The sequence below is a fragment of the uncultured Psychrosphaera sp. genome, assembly GCF_947500655.1.
Classification (GTDB): Bacteria; Pseudomonadota; Gammaproteobacteria; order Enterobacterales; family Alteromonadaceae; genus Psychrosphaera.
Map to the genome: position 1 here is coordinate 101,757 of NZ_CANMSK010000012.1, position 16,902 is coordinate 118,658.

Sequence of the window (16,902 nt, forward strand, 5' to 3'; positions counted from 1 at the left end):
ATTCACTAAGTTAAACAACCACATTGCCCTTATTATTTCTTTGGGCGAAGTACAATACGCTGTGCTTCATAATGTAACTCTAATTGGTTAGCATTGGATATCAGCATTAATGACTCTTCAGGGCGGTCCAAGGCAAACCTGCCGTTAATGCGTAAATCTGTTAATTGCGCATCAAAGACCACCTCTTTATCTAAGTAACTTTGTAACTGAGAGACAACATCTACGATTGAGCCATCATCGACCTCTAACCATCCACTGCGCCATAATGGCAACATGTCCTGTAACTGATTTTTAAAATCAACTATACGCCCTGAACTAATTTTTATACTTTGCCCTTTAGTTAAGGTAATTTCTTCTTCTGCTTTCACTTTTACCACACCTTCATAAACACTAATACTAGTGTAATTGGCTGTGCGGTCAACATCGAACGATGTACCCAACACAGTGATTGTAGAGTCACCAGCATTTATTATAAATGGTCGATTTCTATCTGGAGCAACATCAAAGAACACTTGGCCTTTATCGAGTGAGGCTAAACGTTGTTCTTTTGTCTGTGAAACACTTAGCATTGAGTTGGCATTTAGATGTACTTTGCTACCATCCTTCAACATAGATGAAGAACGTTCAGCAATTTCTGTATTTAGTTCTGTTTGGTAAATATTCTGCGCAGCAACTTCAACTTGCGGTTGAGTATTAGTTAATGGATATAACATATAGACGAAGGTAAAAATGCAGGCGATAGAAGCTGCTAGTGCTAAAGGAGTCTGAAAATAGTTAACTTTAACTACCGGTTTAATCTTGGTTACTTGGTTAACTTTTTCTTGCTGAGAAAGTGTTATTGCCTCCACTAGCCCACTAGAGTTCATTACACGTTGCATTTTTTTGTAAGCAGCCTCGTGCTCGGGGTTTTGTAACCAAATGCCAAGTTCTGCTTTTTGCTTGGCAGTTAATTCCGTTTCTTGATCAATCCAATCGGCTGCTTGTTCCAGTATCTCTGGTTTCATTGCTAATTCTCTAAAGTGAATAACGGCTACTTGTTTATCTTTCTTATTATATGTGACTGAATTTAGCCAATAAAGGGGACTATTTTTTATCAAATATCAAATCATGCTCTTCAGCGCATAGGGTTATTTCAACCATTGCACGAGTAATATGTTTTTTTACTGCTTCTACTGATATATCTAATTCTTGACTAATGTCTTCACGGCTCATGCCATCTAAACGACGCATCTTAAAAACTTTTTGTCTGAGCATTGGCATATTTTTTAATACATCAGATAAAATCTTAATTTTTTCCTCTGCGAGGTACTGATCTTCAACATACATAGTTTCATCAACTAGAGTTTCCAACTGTTCGTCTGTTTCTGTTTTTTGTTGGGACTTCCAATGATCAAATAGTACAGTTTTTGACACCGTATATAGGTAAGCCAAAGGGTTATTAATATGACTAGAGTCTGCTCTTTGGAATGTTCGAAGAAGTGTTTCTTGCACTATATCATCAGTTAAATCTATGTTCCGAGTCTTGTTTAAAACGAACAAACGGAGTTTAGGTATATATGTAGTAAAGGGATCTGTTTGTTTCATGAAGTATTAATTTTTAACAAAAACGATTCGTTAAACAATCACCTAGCTATTAATCCTGACACCACTATATTTTAGAAATGTGTCAGAATTATGTTTAACATCAAATTAAAGACTTATGCAGAGTTATGAATAGTTATTTTATTTCGCTTTCAGTTTTAATTTAGACATTGAATTAAGCTCTGAGATAGTTCCGTTGGATAGGTTCAACATAAAATGATCACTTGGTTCACCATTTTTAAATCCGTCAAACAAACTAAACAAATTACCAAAGCGGCGTTTAAATACAGACGTTAGTGTTTCGTCCGTTATCGTTGAATTTAATTTTGTTTTGTTCGTGTTTACTAAAGCTTTCGTCAACACTGCATATTGAGCCAGACGTTGTTGACTTATATCTCGTAACGCTAATTGGTCGGCATTGCGTAACCGATAAAAATCGACCGCTAAGTCGAAACCATTCCATTGACTGAATTGTTCGGTTTGCAAACCTGCACTTAGCGCTAGGTCTTGCGCTTTGGTCAGTGCTGCTTTCCATTGTACTGTATTATGCAAGTCATCAATAGTCACAAGGCCTTCTTGCCACTGCTTAATTGTCACATCCGTGTTTAATTGCGATAACACCAAGATATCTAATCCATTAAATGAGAATAATAAATCTCGTAAATCTGCTGGCCAATCCTTTGGTAAAAATCGCTGACGAGTAAGCTCTCTAATATGCCACTGAGTAAACTCTCGATAGCTTTTAGACGCTAGAATATCAATATTCCATAAACGTTCTGGATCTGTTTTTTGCAATGTTTTATATTCTTGTTTGTAATGCTCAAAAAGCTCGGCGTAACGCGGGATATCGTCAACCACCACAGTTTCTATTTCAATCTGTTGGTTGGCTTTTAATGTCATTAATTTATATGCTGGAATGTATGCTGCAATAGATGGCGCTTGAATATTAAACAAAAAACTTCCGTCATCATTACGAGTAACGCCGGTATCGTTAATGTGCATATGCCCGCCGATATGAACTTGTAGTCCTGTGGCGGCTAATGCTTGGCTAACTGATTTTTGTGGTAAACGTGGCAATTGAAATTTATTTTTTGCAAATAGCCTTTTTACTTTGTCTTCTTGACCATCGTAGTATTCTGTCATAGGAAAGTGACTAAAGGCGACGAGTTGCTTGCCCTCTTTTTCAGCCCGTTTTACAACATTACTTATCCACTCTATAACCTGAGTTTTGTGGGTGAACATTTTATTGTACCCAGCACTACTTGAACCTTTAAAGGTTTTTGGAGCAGTTAGATCTGTAGAATCAAGATTAGGTATATAAACATTGGCGTCTATTGCTAACAACCAAAGTCCTTTTACAGGTTCAACTAAATAACTGCTGTCGATGATATTAAAACAATTTGTGTAAACCATGCTTTTCGTAGCTGTGTTTTTACTCGCGGTGTTACTAGTGCTGCCATTAGCATTGAGTTGCTTGTATTTCCCGCCAGTACCTTGATGGCAAATTTCATATTGGCGCTGTTCATTGGTACTTTCGGTTAATGCAGTTTCAAAGTCATAATTATATGAGTTGTAAGTACTATAAGGTGTTTCCCAATATTGATAGTTTGGTTTTGGATAAAAACCATGAGACTTAAGCTGTTGCATTATTCCTTGATAACCTAAGCCTGATACTTCTTCGGTGCAAATAGTGTCTAAAGCTGTGTCATTCTTTATAACCGCAGCCTTTATAACAGCCTTGGCACCGTCATAATCTTTACATTCATTTTTACCACGGCTGAATATGCGCTGTTCATGTCCACCAGCACCTAGAAAGTTAGATTTTCCCGATGGTATTTTAAACGGTCTAACTGGATCGTGATTCCCTGGTGCAGAGAAAAATTCAATATCATGTTCTTTAGCGTAATCATCTAGGATTTTAGCTAATCCGCGCATATGAACAGGTTGCCCGTCATCGCTAAAGTCGCCTGGCAAAGCAATCAGTTTTACACCACGAGATACCGCGTCGTCCAACGCGGCGAACATAGCAAAATAATTTTCATTAAATAAACGCGTGGAATGTAACTCGGCAGACAAACTACGAATAGTGGCGTTTTTACCACTAATGCTGTTAGGTAATCCTTTAAATGAATCATCTTTAAAGTCTGCGTAAATATCATGAAAATGAATATCTGGCATAAAGGCAATTTGCGTTTCATTTAAGCTCGGTTTTTCTACGACAATTTTTTGGGGACTAGCTTGAGCGGTTGACATGATTGAATGTAAAGCTAAACATAGAGCCAAAGGAATGACTGAAGAATAAAATAAGCGTTTCAAATTGATTTCCCCGTTGAAGTTGAAATAGCAGTAGAAACAGGGATTAACTGTACTGTTGTAAATAATCAACAATGTCAGATGACTCGTACATCCATTTAACGCCACCCGCTTCATCTTCAATACGCAGACATGGCACTTTTACTCGGCCACCGCCTTCTAACAACTCTTGGCGACGTTGTTCGTTACGTTTTACATCATAACTAGCTATGTTTAATGATTTACGTTTCATTTCACGACGAACCTTGACGCAAAATGGACAAGCTTTAAAGTGATACAAAGCTAACTTTGCCGTTTTATCATCCACTTCTTTTTGTAATTCTGGAGTACGTTTTATGCCTCTTGGCGTTGTGATCCAATCTAAAAATAAAATGATTGCACCTAGTATGATTCTTATTAATTTCATTTAACTCTCATATTTTATGGAATACAGTTATGGATACCGTTGTTATAGGATTGTGGTTTGAACTGTTAACATTATACCTGCGTTTCAATAGTTTAAAACACTTTACTCCTGAAGCTCACCAGAACTTACGCTTTGATAAGAAAAAGTCGATAAAGGTTCTTATTTTCAACTGTTCTATTTTAGCATGTTGGTAATAGATATATATTTCCGCCGAGGGTAACCAATGCTCTTCTAAAACAGGTATTAATTGTTTCTTTTCAAGGTAAGTTTTAATGTCATTGTTATCCACCAAAGCATTAATTAAGCCTAAACCTTGTACTGCAAAATTAGATTGGTTACTCACTGTTAAAATCGGAGCGTCTAACTCAACGGAATCCATTTCATTTGGATTAGATTGAGATTTAACAACTAAAATATTATTAGGTTTAGAATGTGGATGGCCTATCATTTTATGATCTTTTAGATCATTAATATTTTTAGGAACACCATATTGTTTTAAATACTCAGGAGACGCAAAAATACCTAATTGAGCCTGCCATAAAGATCGCTTTCTAAGCGAAGGTGACTGTATGCCTAAATATTCCCCAATTCCCCAATAAACATCATGACAATCTTTTTTCAAATCTAATAGTGATTCGTTTACCTCAAAAACTAGTTTTATATCGGGAAATAACCTTTGAAACTCACCTACCCAAGGGTAAATAGTTTCTTCGTATGTCTGTACATCTTGTGCAACTACTTTAATAGTGCCTACTAGATTATCTTTTCTAGAATTTAACCAGAGCTCTAACGAGTCATGTTGTGTAAGGATATCCTTTGCTCGGCGTAAAAAGTCCTCTCCGAATTCAGTCAATTTAATTATTCGAGTGGTTCTAATGAATAAAGGTTCTTCTAAGCGTGTCTCAAGCTGTGAGATCTGCTTACTTATCGCCATAGTACTAAGCTCTAAGTCTTTTGCAGCAAGTGTAAAACTTTTATGTTTTGCTACCAATATAAATGCGATTAACGATTCTGTTTTAAACATGACACCACTGTAAACTTAAAGTTTAATATTATTAAAACTATATACCATATTTTTATATTTTTTTAAAACTATGATGTCCATACTAAAAATAACGAAGTTGAAAATAATGAAATATTTAGAATATATATTAATGTCTTATTTTATTTTATACCCCTTGTATATACTGTTTACTCATAAATCTGAACAATTAAGGGTCATAAATCAACAAGAATCAAAAATAAGTGTGTATCAACAAACCATGTTATATCTATGGGCTCCACTGATCTTATTGATGGTTATTGTGTTTTTAGGGGACTTAAGTCTAAAAGAACTCGGTCTTGTCTGGCAGTGGAATATGAGGACTGGTTTGGCGTTATTATTTCTCTTTTTATTAGCAACTTATTTTCTAATATCACTAAAGTCATTAATTAAAAATTGTGATCAACACCCTAAACTAAGAGAACAATACGAGTTCGTTCGTTGGTTATTACCAGCCACATCAAAAGAAGCAAATTACTTTATATTCGGTTTAGCTATAACGGCTGGAATTTGTGAAGAGTTATTATTTCGGGGTTATTTAATCCAGTTAGTAAGTAACGATTTTCCAACTTATATAGCCGTTATAATCTCCAGTATTCTCTTTGGTTTAGGACATATTTATCAAGGAGCTGTACATGTAATTAGAACCGCTATTCTAGGTTTTATTATGGCATTAATTTATCTAGTAACTGAGTCCATTATCATCCCTATTATTTTACACATTATGCTTGATATGTACGGTGGAGCCGTTGCATACATTATTTTTTCTGATAAAAAATCTGAGGCCTAATAACTAACCCATATTATAAAGTGTCTTTTTGAGGAGTTGTTGTAACTCTTGTGGCTTCTCTAATGGCAGCATGTGTCCGTTGCCACTTGTGGAGACTAAATGGCAATTAGGGTTATTGCTTTTTAATTCGAGTAACCAAGGGACATTAACTAAAGGGTCTTGTTCACTGTAATAAAACGTCATTGGTATATTAAGTACTGACATTGCCTGCAGAAGATCGTCTCGCTCACTTGTGTATGTCATTTGACTTATAAGTTCATCAACACCTAAATCTGCATCCATTTGTTTAATGGTATTTACATCTTTTTGATCGTCATTATTAGAGTCTAACAATTGTAACGCACGTTTATGACTTAAGCCGTTGTACTTATTATCAGTGACAAAGTTAAGTAGCGCTTGTCGCTGTGAAACTTCTTGAGGCGTTAAAGTACAAGGACTATTTCCTACAATAAAAAGCCCTTTTATTCTGTCGGGGTAATTCACGGCAAAATATGAGGCGAGATAACCACCCAAAGAAAAACCGAGCAAATAGACTTTCTCTTCCTGGAAATACTCATTTAACCAATTAGCTAACTGTTCAAAATTTTTATTGGCTGGAATAGGGATATGAACAAACTCAAATTGCGCTTGTTCTTCGGAACTGTGCTTGGAGGCAAATTCAGCTTTGGCACAAGTAAATAACTTGTGCCATAACCTTTGGTTACACATAGTGCCGGGTAATAAATACACTTTATGTTTCATAATTGTTGTTATTCCCCGACAGATCCCAATTTAACTTTGTTGTCGAATTAGCTCAGCTGACAATTTAACTCAGCTGTCGTATCAATTCACTCGGTGTCATTTTTAATAATGAACGTGTACTAATCGTGCCAACTAAAGCAACAAAAACGGCACCAGATACTGGGCCTATTAACCAAAGATCTGGATGTGGTACCCAGTCCATGTTAAACATTTGCGATTGTAATAAGTACAAACTCACTTCCGCCACTAGCGCTGCAATTAAACCTGCTATCGCGCCTAAACTTAAAAACTCAAAGGTAATGGCATTCTGGATCATTGAACCTTTAGCTCCTAAAGTCCGGTAAATGACCGTTTCTTTTCTGCGTTCATCCAACGAACTTTGTACTTGCGCAAGCAGAACTAAAGTTGCAGCCAATACAACAACAAGAAGAACAAAAGTGATTGAAACCGATACTTGTTCTATTACTTTTTGAATTTCTTGAACCATAGCTTCAACATCAATCACACTTAATGTTGGGAACTGTTTAACTAACTTATTCACCCATAGTTTTTGATCTTTTGGAATATAGAAAGATGTGATGTACGTAGCAGGAAAGTCAGCTACAACGTCGTTACTAAAGATCATAAAGAAGTTAGGTTGGAAGCTATTCCAATTTACATCGCGAATACTTGTTACTACGACTTCAACTTCTCTGGCTCCAATCAAAAAGCTCAGTTTGTCTTGCAGTTTTATATCTAAACGCTCTGCCACTCTTTGCTCTACCGATACTTGATGAGGAATACCTTCAACCATCCACTCACCTTCTATTAAGGCATTATTCTCTGGGAACAATTCGGTGTAAGTTAAATTAAGTTCTCGGCCAATTCCAACTCGACCTTCTGGCTTTTCTTCTTCCGTTTCTGCTTCGGCTTCACGGTTTTGTTCGCCCTCGCCTTCGGTAAACTTGCCAGCAGATTCATTGTTGTCATCTTGGAGCAATACTTCTTCATTTATTTTGGTTAAACGCCCTCGAATTATTGGATAAAACTGCTCTAAGCTAATTTCTTGTTGCTCGAACTCTTGTTTTACTTGGTCTAATTCGTGTTGGGCAATATTAATAATAAAATGATTTGGCGTGCCTTCTGGTAATTGTTGTTGCCACTCTTTGATTATGGAGTTTTCCAACGAGTACAAAATTAGGATCAACATAATGGCAAGCGTAAAACCAATTAACTGAGAAGTATTTTCACTGGCACGTCGTTTTAATGAAGCCAACGCAATTTTAATTGCACTGCCACCAACACTAGTCCCTATTTTGCGGCTTAGTCTTATCATCACGTTTGAGACCAATAAGATCACAACCACAAGTACAACACCCGCGGCCATTACAATGCCGGTTAGTTTTAGGTTTTGGCTGTATAACAACACCAATAATACTGTGGTCAGCGCCATGATGATTTTTGCCATAATAGAAGTAGCAAAGTTATCACCTAAATTACGACGAAGTACGCGTAACGGTGGAACGGAAAACAACTTTAACAAAGACGGAATAGAAAACATTAAGGCACAAACAAAACCTGTGGCAATAGCAATTAACAGTGGTTTGAGTCCTACAGGTGGTAAATCACTTGGCAATTGGCCAGCCATCGCTTCAATTGCGACGCTTTGTATTAGTGATCCTATGATAATCCCCACCGACACGCTAAAGATGGTAATAAGCACAAGTTGAAACAAATACACGACGCGAACTTGTTCGGTACTTGCCCCTAAGGTTTTAAAAATAGCAATTGAGTCAAAATGTCTTTGACTGTAAAGACGTGTAGCAACTGCTACGGCAGTAGCCGCTAATAATAAACCTAACACGCCAGCAAGCATTAAAAAGCTCTCTGCTCGGGTTAACGCGCTAGACATTGCAGTTGAACCATCTTTAACATCTCGAATTTCTTGATTCGGTTTTAACTGAGGCTCTAACCATTTTACTAACTCGTCAAGCGATGAGTCAGAACCAGCAAAAAGATCTCGGTAAAATATGCGACTGCCAGGTTGAATCACATTAGTAGCTGGCACATCATCAATATTCATAATGATCCGAGTACCAGAGTCAAATACTTGAAATGGCGCATCAGGTTCAGATTCAATAATACCGGTTACATTTAATGCTAACTCGCCTACTTCAATAACAGGTGGCGTGTCTGAAGATAATAAAGTGTCATCCAGAGACAATGCATAAAACAATCGTTTACTTAACCAAACTTCACCTTGTGACGGTCCATTTTTTACCGTGCTTTTATTGGAAATAAGATCTTGTGAAATTAATAATTCACCTCTTAAAGGGTAACTTTTTGTCACGGCTTTCACAGTCGTGATATTCATTTCATCACCGGCAAATGCCATTGATGAAAAGTAGATATGTTTGTCGGTGTTAAGCCCTAAGTCGATTGCTTTTTCGATCACGAGTTGATCAATAGGATGCGCACTTTGTAAGTCTCGGTCTGCGGCAATAAATGCAGCACTTTTACTCATGATCCCTTGTTCAACTCTGTCGGTTACACTGCTTAATGCCATGACAGAAGATACAGCTAAAATGATCGACAAGGCTATAATGGTTAACTCACCTCGTCCTAGCTCCCTGATGAATAGTCGCCATGCTATTTTAAGCCAAGTAAAGAAAGCCCCTGAGGACTTTGTCTTAGAGATTTGATTTGCTAACTGTGAATTAGAATGCATTGGTAATAGCCTCTGAAACTTGCATATCTAATGGTTTTTCAGCGTTAGACTTGGATCCTTGATCCGTAGGATCTTGATTTGTGACCACAGGTTTTTCCACTAAATGACCATTGGTTAGTAAAACTTTACGTTGGCACCTTTCGGCTAGTTCTAAATCGTGAGTAACCAGTACTAAAGTGGTGTTGGCCTTTTGATTTAATTCAAATAAAAGATCCTCGACTAGTTTGCCGTTTTCAGTATCTAAGTTTGCCGAAGGTTCATCTGCAAATAATAATTTAGGACTGGTAATAAATGCTCTAGCAATGGCAACTCGTTGTTGTTCGCCACCGGATAATTGATTTGGGAAATGATCAAGGCGGTGAGATAAACCTACTTTGTCTAACCACTGTTGAGCTTTTTGTTTTGCGCTATTTCTGAGCTCAGCATCGTCAGATAATTCAGCAGGCAACATTACATTTTCAAGAGCAGTTAAGCTTGGCACTAATAAAAATTGTTGGAAAATAAAACCAACTTCCGTACGTCTAATTTGTGCTCTTTGTTCTTCATTTAATGTTTGAATTGCTTTGTCATAAAAATGAACTTCACCTGTTGTTGGTAAATCCAGTCCTGCCAGGATTCCTAACAAGGTAGATTTACCAGAGCCTGACGCACCGACAATTGCAATTGACTCTCCGTCTTGAATATTGAGTTGTATATCGTTTAGTATGTGTAAAGATTTTTCATCACTAGACGCTGATGGCGCCGATGGCAAGGAAACTTGTTTTGATACATTGGTTGCAACTAAGGCTGATATTCGACTTTGATTCATAACTAGGCTCTCTAAATATATGTATACAGTTCTAAACAATAATTGGTTTGACTCAATAAAAGTAAAAAATTCATTAAGTTATTCTTCTACTGATAAAAATACTCGATTTAAAACTTTTATAAAGGGTTTAATTGTTACATTTTTATTTTTCACTTGTTTTAGTACGTTTGCGGCGCCAACAAAGATCATCATTTATGGTGACAGCATTAGCGCTGGTTATGGTATGACTCTTCCTGAAAGTTGGCCAAATTTATTAAATGAGGCTTTTATCGATGAAGAAAAAGACATACAAATCATTAATGAAAGCATTAGTGGTGAAACCACAGGTGGCGGCTTTGCACGCTTAAGCAATGTATTAAAACGTTATACTTTATCTGACAACGATTGGATTATCATAGAATTGGGAGGAAACGACGGTTTAAGAGGTTTTCCTGTTAAAACAATTAAAAACAACTTAACTGGAATGATCAAAATAGCTCAACAAAAAAACATAAATGTCGCGTTAATGCAGATAACGGTTCCACCGAATTATGGGGCAAGATATAAAAAGCTATTCGATGACAATTATAAACAGTTAACTGAAGAGTTTAAGTTGCCATTAGTACCGTTTTTCATGGAACAAATAGCGACACAACCTGAGTATATGCAACGAGATAACTTACATCCTAATGTGGAAGCTCAACCGGTTATTCGCGATATAATGCGACCTCTGATTGAAAGCTTGCTAGCACCTTAGCTATTAAGCTGGGATATTCAATTTAAGCTAGTTAATTTTAACTTAGCAAATTTAATACAAAACCAGTGACCAATTAATTAAGGTCACTGGTCGCTACAGGAAACTTCTTATTAGCTCCCCATTCACTCCAAGAGCCATCAAACACACTTAAATTGCTATAACCTAAGCAGTGGAAAACAAACAGTACAATACACGCAGTAACGCCTGAGCCACAGCTAAAAATAAACTGGTTAGATTTACTTAACTTTAAAGCTGCAACTATCTGCTGTAATTCTGCTTTTGAACGAAATCTCTGATCATCTAATAAACTAGCGTATGGGATATTAATCGAATTGGGAATATGCCCAGAAGACATTCCCTCTCTTGGTTCATCCTCTTCACCAGAAAAGCGACCTTCTGCTCTTGCATCTACGATAGTTAGCGCTGAGTTTTGTAAATTGGCCAGTAGAAAGTCGGAATTATAAAAAGCGTTTTCCTGTAATGTCCCTTGAAAGTTACCCGTTGTTAGCGATGATTGATAATTTGTCACTGTTTCATATCTAGCGTCTAACCATGCAGGTAAGCCACCATCTAATATAAATACATTGTGATGACCCATAGCATGAAACATATACCAGGCGCGTGCTGACGAGAATACCCCTTTTTGATCGTAAACCACGATTACTGAATCTTTGTTTAGCCCTAGCTTTTTTGCTTCTAAATTAAAAACCGCATCACTGGGCATCATGTTTGATAATGAACTGTCTTTATCAACGAACACAGTTTCAAAATCAAATAATCTAGCTGTGGGTATTTTCACTAATTTTGTTGAATTACTACCATGGACAGATTTATTCATACTTGCATCAAGCAAGATGAGGTCATCATCAAATAAGTGTTCCTTTAACCAATGGACGGAAACGAGATTAGGTAAATTGGACATTTATTTTAACTTGGCTTTGATTTTAGGTGAAATGGATTTACTAGCGGCTAAATAGGTTTTTGTATTTAATTCTGCTAGGAATAAATATTTTTCATAATTTTTATTGTTAATTTTTTTGCCGTCAATTACAGGCTCGAATGTCGTATCTTCAATGATAAAATCTACTCTATTATTTTTAACTAACCGCCAAGAATCGACAATTGAATTTGTTAAAATAATATTTTTGTTTTCTTCAAAGCCTTTAGACAATAAATAACCGTGCGTGAAATCATGACGCTGAACCGCAATTGTAAAAGCTTTAGCTTGCTCTAAATTAATGATTTTTAAATCTGCTCTGCCACTTAAACCAACCAAATACGGTTTAAATTCATATACTGGGATCAACCAATCAAATAGCTCTTCTCGTTTTTTTGTATTAGCTATACCGTAGATCATTATATTGTTTTTGGTAGTAGCTAACTTATATGCTCGAGCCCAAGGATACATTTGAATTTCATAATCAACGCCTTTGCTATTTAAATACTGCTTTACTTTCTCTGTCGCAGAACCACCAATAACATTGTCTTTAATTGTTTGATATGGCGGGGATAACTCAGTAACGACAATGACTTTATCATTAGCAAAGCTCATTGCCGGGAACATATAAGTAATGCTCACAACAAGTAATAAAAGTATTGATATTCTATTCATAGATTGGCAAATCTTCACTAAAGTCCTTTAAGTTAAGTGTGTTTATAGCAAATAATCTGACCAGTTGACACGTAAAATATATTGTTGGAACAAGACAGTTAAACAATTTTATTAACAGAAAACCTACATAAATACTTAACCTTATATTTAATAAGGTAATTTATAATTAGCCGTTAAACTTTAGATGAAAATAAATCAGCTAATATCAATTTCGTTCTGCCATATTCAGATTAATAGCCTGAACTTAAATAATGGTACTCCCAAGGGCTAACGTAAAAAGAAGTGTTTGAAAGAGCGAACCCCTGTTACCCCGAAGTCATTACACCATAAAGTAATGAATACCTGATCATAAAACCGAGACGAAAAAAACCAGCAATTAGCTGGTTTCTTAATGTGGTACTCCCAAGGCCAATCTTTGAAAGAGCGAACCCCTGTTAACGCAGTGGAAGATGCTTCGTCTCTAAAATCTAGACATAAAAAAACCAGCATAAGCTGGTTTATTTACATTTAAATGCAATCGCATTTAAAATAATTGGTACTCCCAAGGGGATTCGAACCCCTGTTACCGCCGTGAAAGGGCAGTGTCCTAGGCCTCTAGACGATGGGAGCGTCTTGTTGTTACCTGCCCTACTTTACGTATGGCAAATTACAGAACTTGGCCGAGCTTACTTCACTCTAAATCTTTAATTCAAAACCAGATTTATAATAACGAACCTACTGTTCGATACTAACTGAACTTGAAGTGGTACTCCCAAGGCCCGATTTGTATTAGCGAAACCTAAGGTTCGAAAGCATCTGAACTTGAAGTGGTACTCCTAAGGCCAGATTTATAATAGCGAACCTACGGTTCGATACTAACTGAACTTTGAAGTGGTACTCCCAAGGGGATTCGAACCCCTGTTACCGCCGTGAAAGGGCAGTGTCCTAGGCCTCTAGACGATGGGAGCACTAGGTACATCAAATTGCGTTTAATTACTTATCACACAAGCTCTAACATCTGAACTTGAAGTGGTACTCCCAAGGGGATTCGAACCCCTGTTACCGCCGTGAAAGGGCAGTGTCCTAGGCCTCTAGACGATGGGAGCACTAGGTACATCAAACTAAGCGATAAGTTCATTATTACCAAGGTCAGATTTAAAATAGCGAACCTAAGGTTCGATATATACTGAACTTGATAAGTGGTACTCCCAAGGCCAGATTTACATTAGCGAACCCTGAGGTTCGAAAACATCTGAACTTGATAAGTGGTACTCCCAAGGCCAGATTTACATTAGCGAACCCTGAGGTTCGAAAACATCTGAACTTGATAAGTGGTACTCCCAAGGGGATTCGAACCCCTGTTACCGCCGTGAAAGGGCAGTGTCCTAGGCCTCTAGACGATGGGAGCACTATGGACTTATCAATATTAAAACGTTGGTGGAGCTAAGCGGGATCGAACCGCTGACCTCAACACTGCCAGTGTTGCGCTCTCCCAGCTGAGCTATAGCCCCGCTGTTTTAATACACATTTGAAAACAATATATTGCCTCAAACGCGGGGCGCATTCTATGCATTCACTATGAATGCGTCAACCCTTATTTCAATAAAAGTTACTTTTATTGAACCGACTGCCTATTTTTTTTACAAACAGGTTAAAAATTAGTTCTATTGCTTAATAAACATGTCAATTAATAATAAAGCCAGCGAATTAGCTGGCTTTTTAGTTTCAACATTTAATCTTGCTTTATTGTGCAGCTTCTCTAGCAGCAATATATTCTAATGCAACATCAATACGGCTAATAACTTTGCTTTTATCTAACAATACCAAAGTTACATCTAGCGAAGGTGAATTGCCACTGCCTGTTGCAGCAACTCTTAACGGCATACCAACCTTCCCCATTCCAACGTCAAGTTCTTCTGCTGTTAAGTTAATCGCAGCTTGAATATTGTCACCAGTCCACTCAGTTATCGCTGCTAATTTTTGTTGAACTAAAACTAATGCATCTTTAGCAACTGGACGTAAATGTTTCTTCGCTGCTTTTTCGTCCAGCTGTTCAAAGTCTTGGTAGAAATAAGCACTGATCTCTGCCATTTCTTTTAGGGTTTTAACCCTTTCAGCCTGAATTTCGACGATAGACTCTAATTTAGGACCATTAGTAGTATCAATGCCTTGGTTTTCAAAATGCCAAACCAGGTGATTTGCTACTTCAGAAGCAGGCAAACTTTTCATGTACTCTTGATTCATCCAATTTAACTTTTCAGTGTTAAATGCAGATGCTGATTTGTTGATATCTTTAATATCAAACAAATTAAATAATTCATCTAGTGTGAAAATTTCTTGGTCGCCATGAGACCAACCTAAACGAACTAAATAGTTAATAAGTGCTTGTGGTAAATACCCATCATCACGATATTGCATTACACCAACGGCGCCATGACGTTTAGATAATTTCTTACCATCATCACCTAAAATCATTGAACAATGCGCGTAAGTTGGGACTGTTGCAGCAAAAGCTTCAAATATATTAATTTGCTTAGCTGTGTTAATTAAATGATCTTCACCACGAACAACATGAGTCATTCCCATTTGCCAATCATCAATAACAACACAGAAGTTATATGTTGGGCTACCGTCAGTACGTAGAATGATCATGTCATCCATTTCAGAGTTTGAAATTTCCATGTCGCCACGAATAGCGTCAGTCCATTTAACTGAACCTTCTTTAGGATTTCTAAAACGTACTACATAAGGTGCATCGGCAGATGGCGCTTTTGCACCATGGCTACATTTACCATCGTACTCTGTACGCTGGCCGTTACTCTCTTGCTCTGCACGTAACGCATCTAAGCGTTCTTTTGAGCAGTAACATTTGTATGCTTTATCTTCATCAACTAACTTCTGAACAAATTCTTTATAAAGCTCAAAACGTTTAGTTTGGTAAAAGATCTCTCCGTCACCTTTCATCCCTAACCATTCCATGCCATCTAAAATAGCTTGAACGGCTTCAGGAGTTGAACGCTCCAAGTCGGTATCTTCTATTCGTAAGATAAATTTACCGTTATTGCGTTTAGCATATAACCAAGAATATAAAGCAGTACGAGCACCGCCAACATGTAAATAGCCAGTCGGGCTAGGAGCAAAACGAGTTACAACAGACATAGATTGTTCCAACAAAAATGAAATGATATAAATTTGCGCGTATTCTATCGAAAAGTTCCTACTATAAACAGTAAGAAATTCCATTATTAACCTGAATTCGGTATAAGAAGTGTCGACTGACTGTTCGGGGATTAATTAAATTCAAACAGTTATGAAATATTTAATTATATTATTAAATTAACAACTCACTCGGTGACGAAATTTTTGTGGATAGCAAGGAGAGCTTTCGTACGTCATAGCTTGCTATGACTAGAAAGCACAACGTAGATAGGCGCAAAAATAGCGTTATTGAGAGGCTCGGCTTATGCCGAATTCAGATTAATTAAGGTGAACATGAAGTATTGGTTATTTAAATCAGAACCAGATGATTACAGTATTCAGGATTTAAAAAATGATAAGAACAGCACAGTGCGCTGGGATGGTATCCGTAATTATCAAGCAAGAAACCTATTACGTGACGAGATTAAAATAAATGACCTCGTGTTATTTTATCACTCTAGTTGCAAAAATATAGGTGTAGCTGGCACGGCAAAGGTAGTATCTAACCCCTACCCTGACCCACTTCAATTTGATCCTGAATCAAAATACTATGATGCAAAATCAAAACCTGATGCTCCTCGCTGGGTAAGTTTAGATATTCAATACCAACAACAGTGTATTAAATTTGTACCTTTACCATTAATAAAGGCAACCAAAGAATTAGAAGAGATGGTTTTAGTTAAAAGAGGACGCCTGTCTATTCAACCTGTAGCTGCTGCGGAATGGGATATTATAATGAAATTGGCCAAGCTAGATTAAATTTCAAACACATTTAATAAATAACAAACGCTTTGCTTAAGAATTAACCGAACGAGTAAAAAGTTTTAAATTATTGTTGACTCTAATTAAGGTCTCCCTATAATACGCCCCCACAGAAGCAGCGCAGTTAGTTGCTAATGTATCGATGAAGTTGGGCGGTTAGCTCAGCTGGGAGAGCATCGCCCTTACAAGGCGAGGGTCACTGGTTCGAGCCCAGTACCGCCCACCAA

Annotated in this window: 14 protein-coding genes and 6 tRNA genes; 4 read left to right on the plus strand and 16 right to left on the minus strand. The window is 37.1% G+C overall.

Annotated elements, in window-relative coordinates:
* Positions 1-32: 32 nt before the first annotated feature.
* From Q0940_RS11315 to Q0940_RS11335, 5 genes are all read right to left on the minus strand, one after another.
* Entirely contained in the window at positions 33-1,004 is a 972-nt protein-coding gene (locus tag Q0940_RS11315) for a FecR domain-containing protein (protein ID WP_299268543.1), read from the minus strand.
* Positions 1,005-1,083: 79 nt separating this feature from the next.
* Positions 1,084-1,584, minus strand: coding sequence for an RNA polymerase sigma factor (locus Q0940_RS11320; RefSeq protein WP_299268546.1), 501 nt, complete (start codon positions 1,582-1,584; stop codon positions 1,084-1,086).
* Between the two features lie 138 nt (positions 1,585-1,722).
* Positions 1,723-3,897, minus strand: coding sequence for a metallophosphoesterase (locus Q0940_RS11325; protein WP_299268548.1), 2,175 nt, complete (start codon positions 3,895-3,897; stop codon positions 1,723-1,725).
* A gap of 43 nt (positions 3,898-3,940) precedes the next feature.
* Complete coding sequence (locus Q0940_RS11330; protein ID WP_299268551.1) at positions 3,941-4,300, minus strand: glutaredoxin domain-containing protein; 360 nt, start codon at positions 4,298-4,300, stop codon at positions 3,941-3,943.
* Positions 4,301-4,415: 115 nt separating this feature from the next.
* Entirely contained in the window at positions 4,416-5,324 is a 909-nt protein-coding gene (locus tag Q0940_RS11335; protein ID WP_299268554.1) for a LysR family transcriptional regulator, read from the minus strand.
* 106 nt (positions 5,325-5,430) lie between these two features.
* On the opposite strand from Q0940_RS11335, the gene Q0940_RS11340 reads away from it, so the two are divergent.
* Complete coding sequence (locus tag Q0940_RS11340) at positions 5,431-6,132, plus strand: CPBP family intramembrane glutamic endopeptidase (protein WP_299268556.1); 702 nt, start codon at positions 5,431-5,433, stop codon at positions 6,130-6,132.
* A gap of 3 nt (positions 6,133-6,135) precedes the next feature.
* On the opposite strand, the gene Q0940_RS11345 is transcribed toward Q0940_RS11340, so the two are convergent.
* From Q0940_RS11345 to Q0940_RS11355, 3 genes are all read right to left on the minus strand, one after another.
* Positions 6,136-6,873 carry an alpha/beta hydrolase gene (locus Q0940_RS11345; protein WP_299268558.1) on the minus strand — a complete coding sequence of 246 codons (738 nt, stop codon included), beginning with the start codon at positions 6,871-6,873 and terminating at the stop codon, positions 6,136-6,138.
* Between the two features lie 64 nt (positions 6,874-6,937).
* Entirely contained in the window at positions 6,938-9,580 is a 2,643-nt protein-coding gene (locus Q0940_RS11350; RefSeq protein ID WP_299268560.1) for an FtsX-like permease family protein, read from the minus strand.
* The gene (locus Q0940_RS11355; protein ID WP_299268564.1) at positions 9,570-10,388 is read right to left on the minus strand and encodes an ABC transporter ATP-binding protein; all 819 of its coding nucleotides are present in this window, start codon (positions 10,386-10,388) and stop codon (positions 9,570-9,572) included. Before Q0940_RS11355 ends, Q0940_RS11350 begins: the two co-directional genes overlap by 11 nt.
* Positions 10,389-10,407: 19 nt before the next feature.
* Between Q0940_RS11355 and Q0940_RS11360 the strand changes: the two genes are divergently transcribed.
* A complete protein-coding gene (locus Q0940_RS11360) occupies positions 10,408-11,124 on the plus strand; it encodes an arylesterase (RefSeq protein ID WP_299268567.1) in 717 nt (238 codons plus the stop codon).
* Positions 11,125-11,197: 73 nt separating this feature from the next.
* On the opposite strand, the gene Q0940_RS11365 is transcribed toward Q0940_RS11360, so the two are convergent.
* The 8 genes from Q0940_RS11365 to gltX form a co-directional block, all read right to left on the minus strand.
* Positions 11,198-12,046: a sulfurtransferase gene (locus tag Q0940_RS11365; RefSeq protein ID WP_299268569.1), complete on the minus strand. Its 849-nt coding sequence runs from the start codon at positions 12,044-12,046 to the stop codon at positions 11,198-11,200.
* Complete coding sequence (locus Q0940_RS11370; RefSeq protein WP_299268571.1) at positions 12,047-12,736, minus strand: transporter substrate-binding domain-containing protein; 690 nt, start codon at positions 12,734-12,736, stop codon at positions 12,047-12,049.
* A 533-nt stretch (positions 12,737-13,269) separates the two neighbouring features.
* A tRNA-Glu gene (locus Q0940_RS11375) sits at positions 13,270-13,345 on the minus strand.
* Positions 13,346-13,607: 262 nt separating this feature from the next.
* Positions 13,608-13,683: transfer RNA gene (locus Q0940_RS11380), tRNA-Glu, on the minus strand.
* Between the two features lie 62 nt (positions 13,684-13,745).
* A tRNA-Glu gene (locus tag Q0940_RS11385) sits at positions 13,746-13,821 on the minus strand.
* Between the two features lie 226 nt (positions 13,822-14,047).
* A tRNA-Glu gene (locus Q0940_RS11390) sits at positions 14,048-14,123 on the minus strand.
* Positions 14,124-14,150: 27 nt separating this feature from the next.
* Positions 14,151-14,226, minus strand: a tRNA-Ala gene (locus tag Q0940_RS11395).
* 232 nt (positions 14,227-14,458) lie between these two features.
* Positions 14,459-15,874: a glutamate--tRNA ligase gene (gene gltX, locus Q0940_RS11400; RefSeq protein WP_299268573.1), complete on the minus strand. Its 1,416-nt coding sequence runs from the start codon at positions 15,872-15,874 to the stop codon at positions 14,459-14,461.
* A gap of 333 nt (positions 15,875-16,207) precedes the next feature.
* Between gltX and Q0940_RS11405 the strand changes: the two genes are divergently transcribed.
* Both Q0940_RS11405 and Q0940_RS11410 read left to right on the plus strand, forming a co-directional pair.
* A complete protein-coding gene (locus tag Q0940_RS11405; RefSeq protein WP_299268575.1) occupies positions 16,208-16,672 on the plus strand; it encodes an EVE domain-containing protein in 465 nt (154 codons plus the stop codon).
* Between the two features lie 153 nt (positions 16,673-16,825).
* Positions 16,826-16,901, plus strand: a tRNA-Val gene (locus Q0940_RS11410).
* Position 16,902: the final 1 nt, after the last annotated feature.

Excerpts from the sequence above, each read along its gene's own strand:
- Q0940_RS11345 (WP_299268558.1), bottom strand. The coding sequence starts at position 6,873 with ATGAAACATAAAGTGTATTTATTACCCGGCACTATGTGTAACCAAAGG.
- Q0940_RS11335 (WP_299268554.1), bottom strand. The coding sequence starts at position 5,324 with ATGTTTAAAACAGAATCGTTAATCGCATTTATATTGGTAGCAAAACAT.
- Q0940_RS11330 (WP_299268551.1), bottom strand. The coding sequence starts at position 4,300 with ATGAAATTAATAAGAATCATACTAGGTGCAATCATTTTATTTTTAGAT.
- Q0940_RS11360 (WP_299268567.1), top strand. The coding sequence starts at position 10,408 with ATGTATACAGTTCTAAACAATAATTGGTTTGACTCAATAAAAGTAAAA.
- Q0940_RS11320 (WP_299268546.1), bottom strand. The coding sequence starts at position 1,584 with ATGAAACAAACAGATCCCTTTACTACATATATACCTAAACTCCGTTTG.
- Q0940_RS11340 (WP_299268556.1), top strand. The coding sequence starts at position 5,431 with ATGAAATATTTAGAATATATATTAATGTCTTATTTTATTTTATACCCC.
- Q0940_RS11315 (WP_299268543.1), bottom strand. The coding sequence starts at position 1,004 with ATGAAACCAGAGATACTGGAACAAGCAGCCGATTGGATTGATCAAGAA.
- Q0940_RS11370 (WP_299268571.1), bottom strand. The coding sequence starts at position 12,736 with ATGAATAGAATATCAATACTTTTATTACTTGTTGTGAGCATTACTTAT.
- Q0940_RS11355 (WP_299268564.1), bottom strand. The coding sequence starts at position 10,388 with ATGAATCAAAGTCGAATATCAGCCTTAGTTGCAACCAATGTATCAAAA.
- Q0940_RS11350 (WP_299268560.1), bottom strand. The coding sequence starts at position 9,580 with ATGCATTCTAATTCACAGTTAGCAAATCAAATCTCTAAGACAAAGTCC.
- gltX (WP_299268573.1), bottom strand. The coding sequence starts at position 15,874 with ATGTCTGTTGTAACTCGTTTTGCTCCTAGCCCGACTGGCTATTTACAT.
- Q0940_RS11365 (WP_299268569.1), bottom strand. The coding sequence starts at position 12,046 with ATGTCCAATTTACCTAATCTCGTTTCCGTCCATTGGTTAAAGGAACAC.
- Q0940_RS11405 (WP_299268575.1), top strand. The coding sequence starts at position 16,208 with ATGAAGTATTGGTTATTTAAATCAGAACCAGATGATTACAGTATTCAG.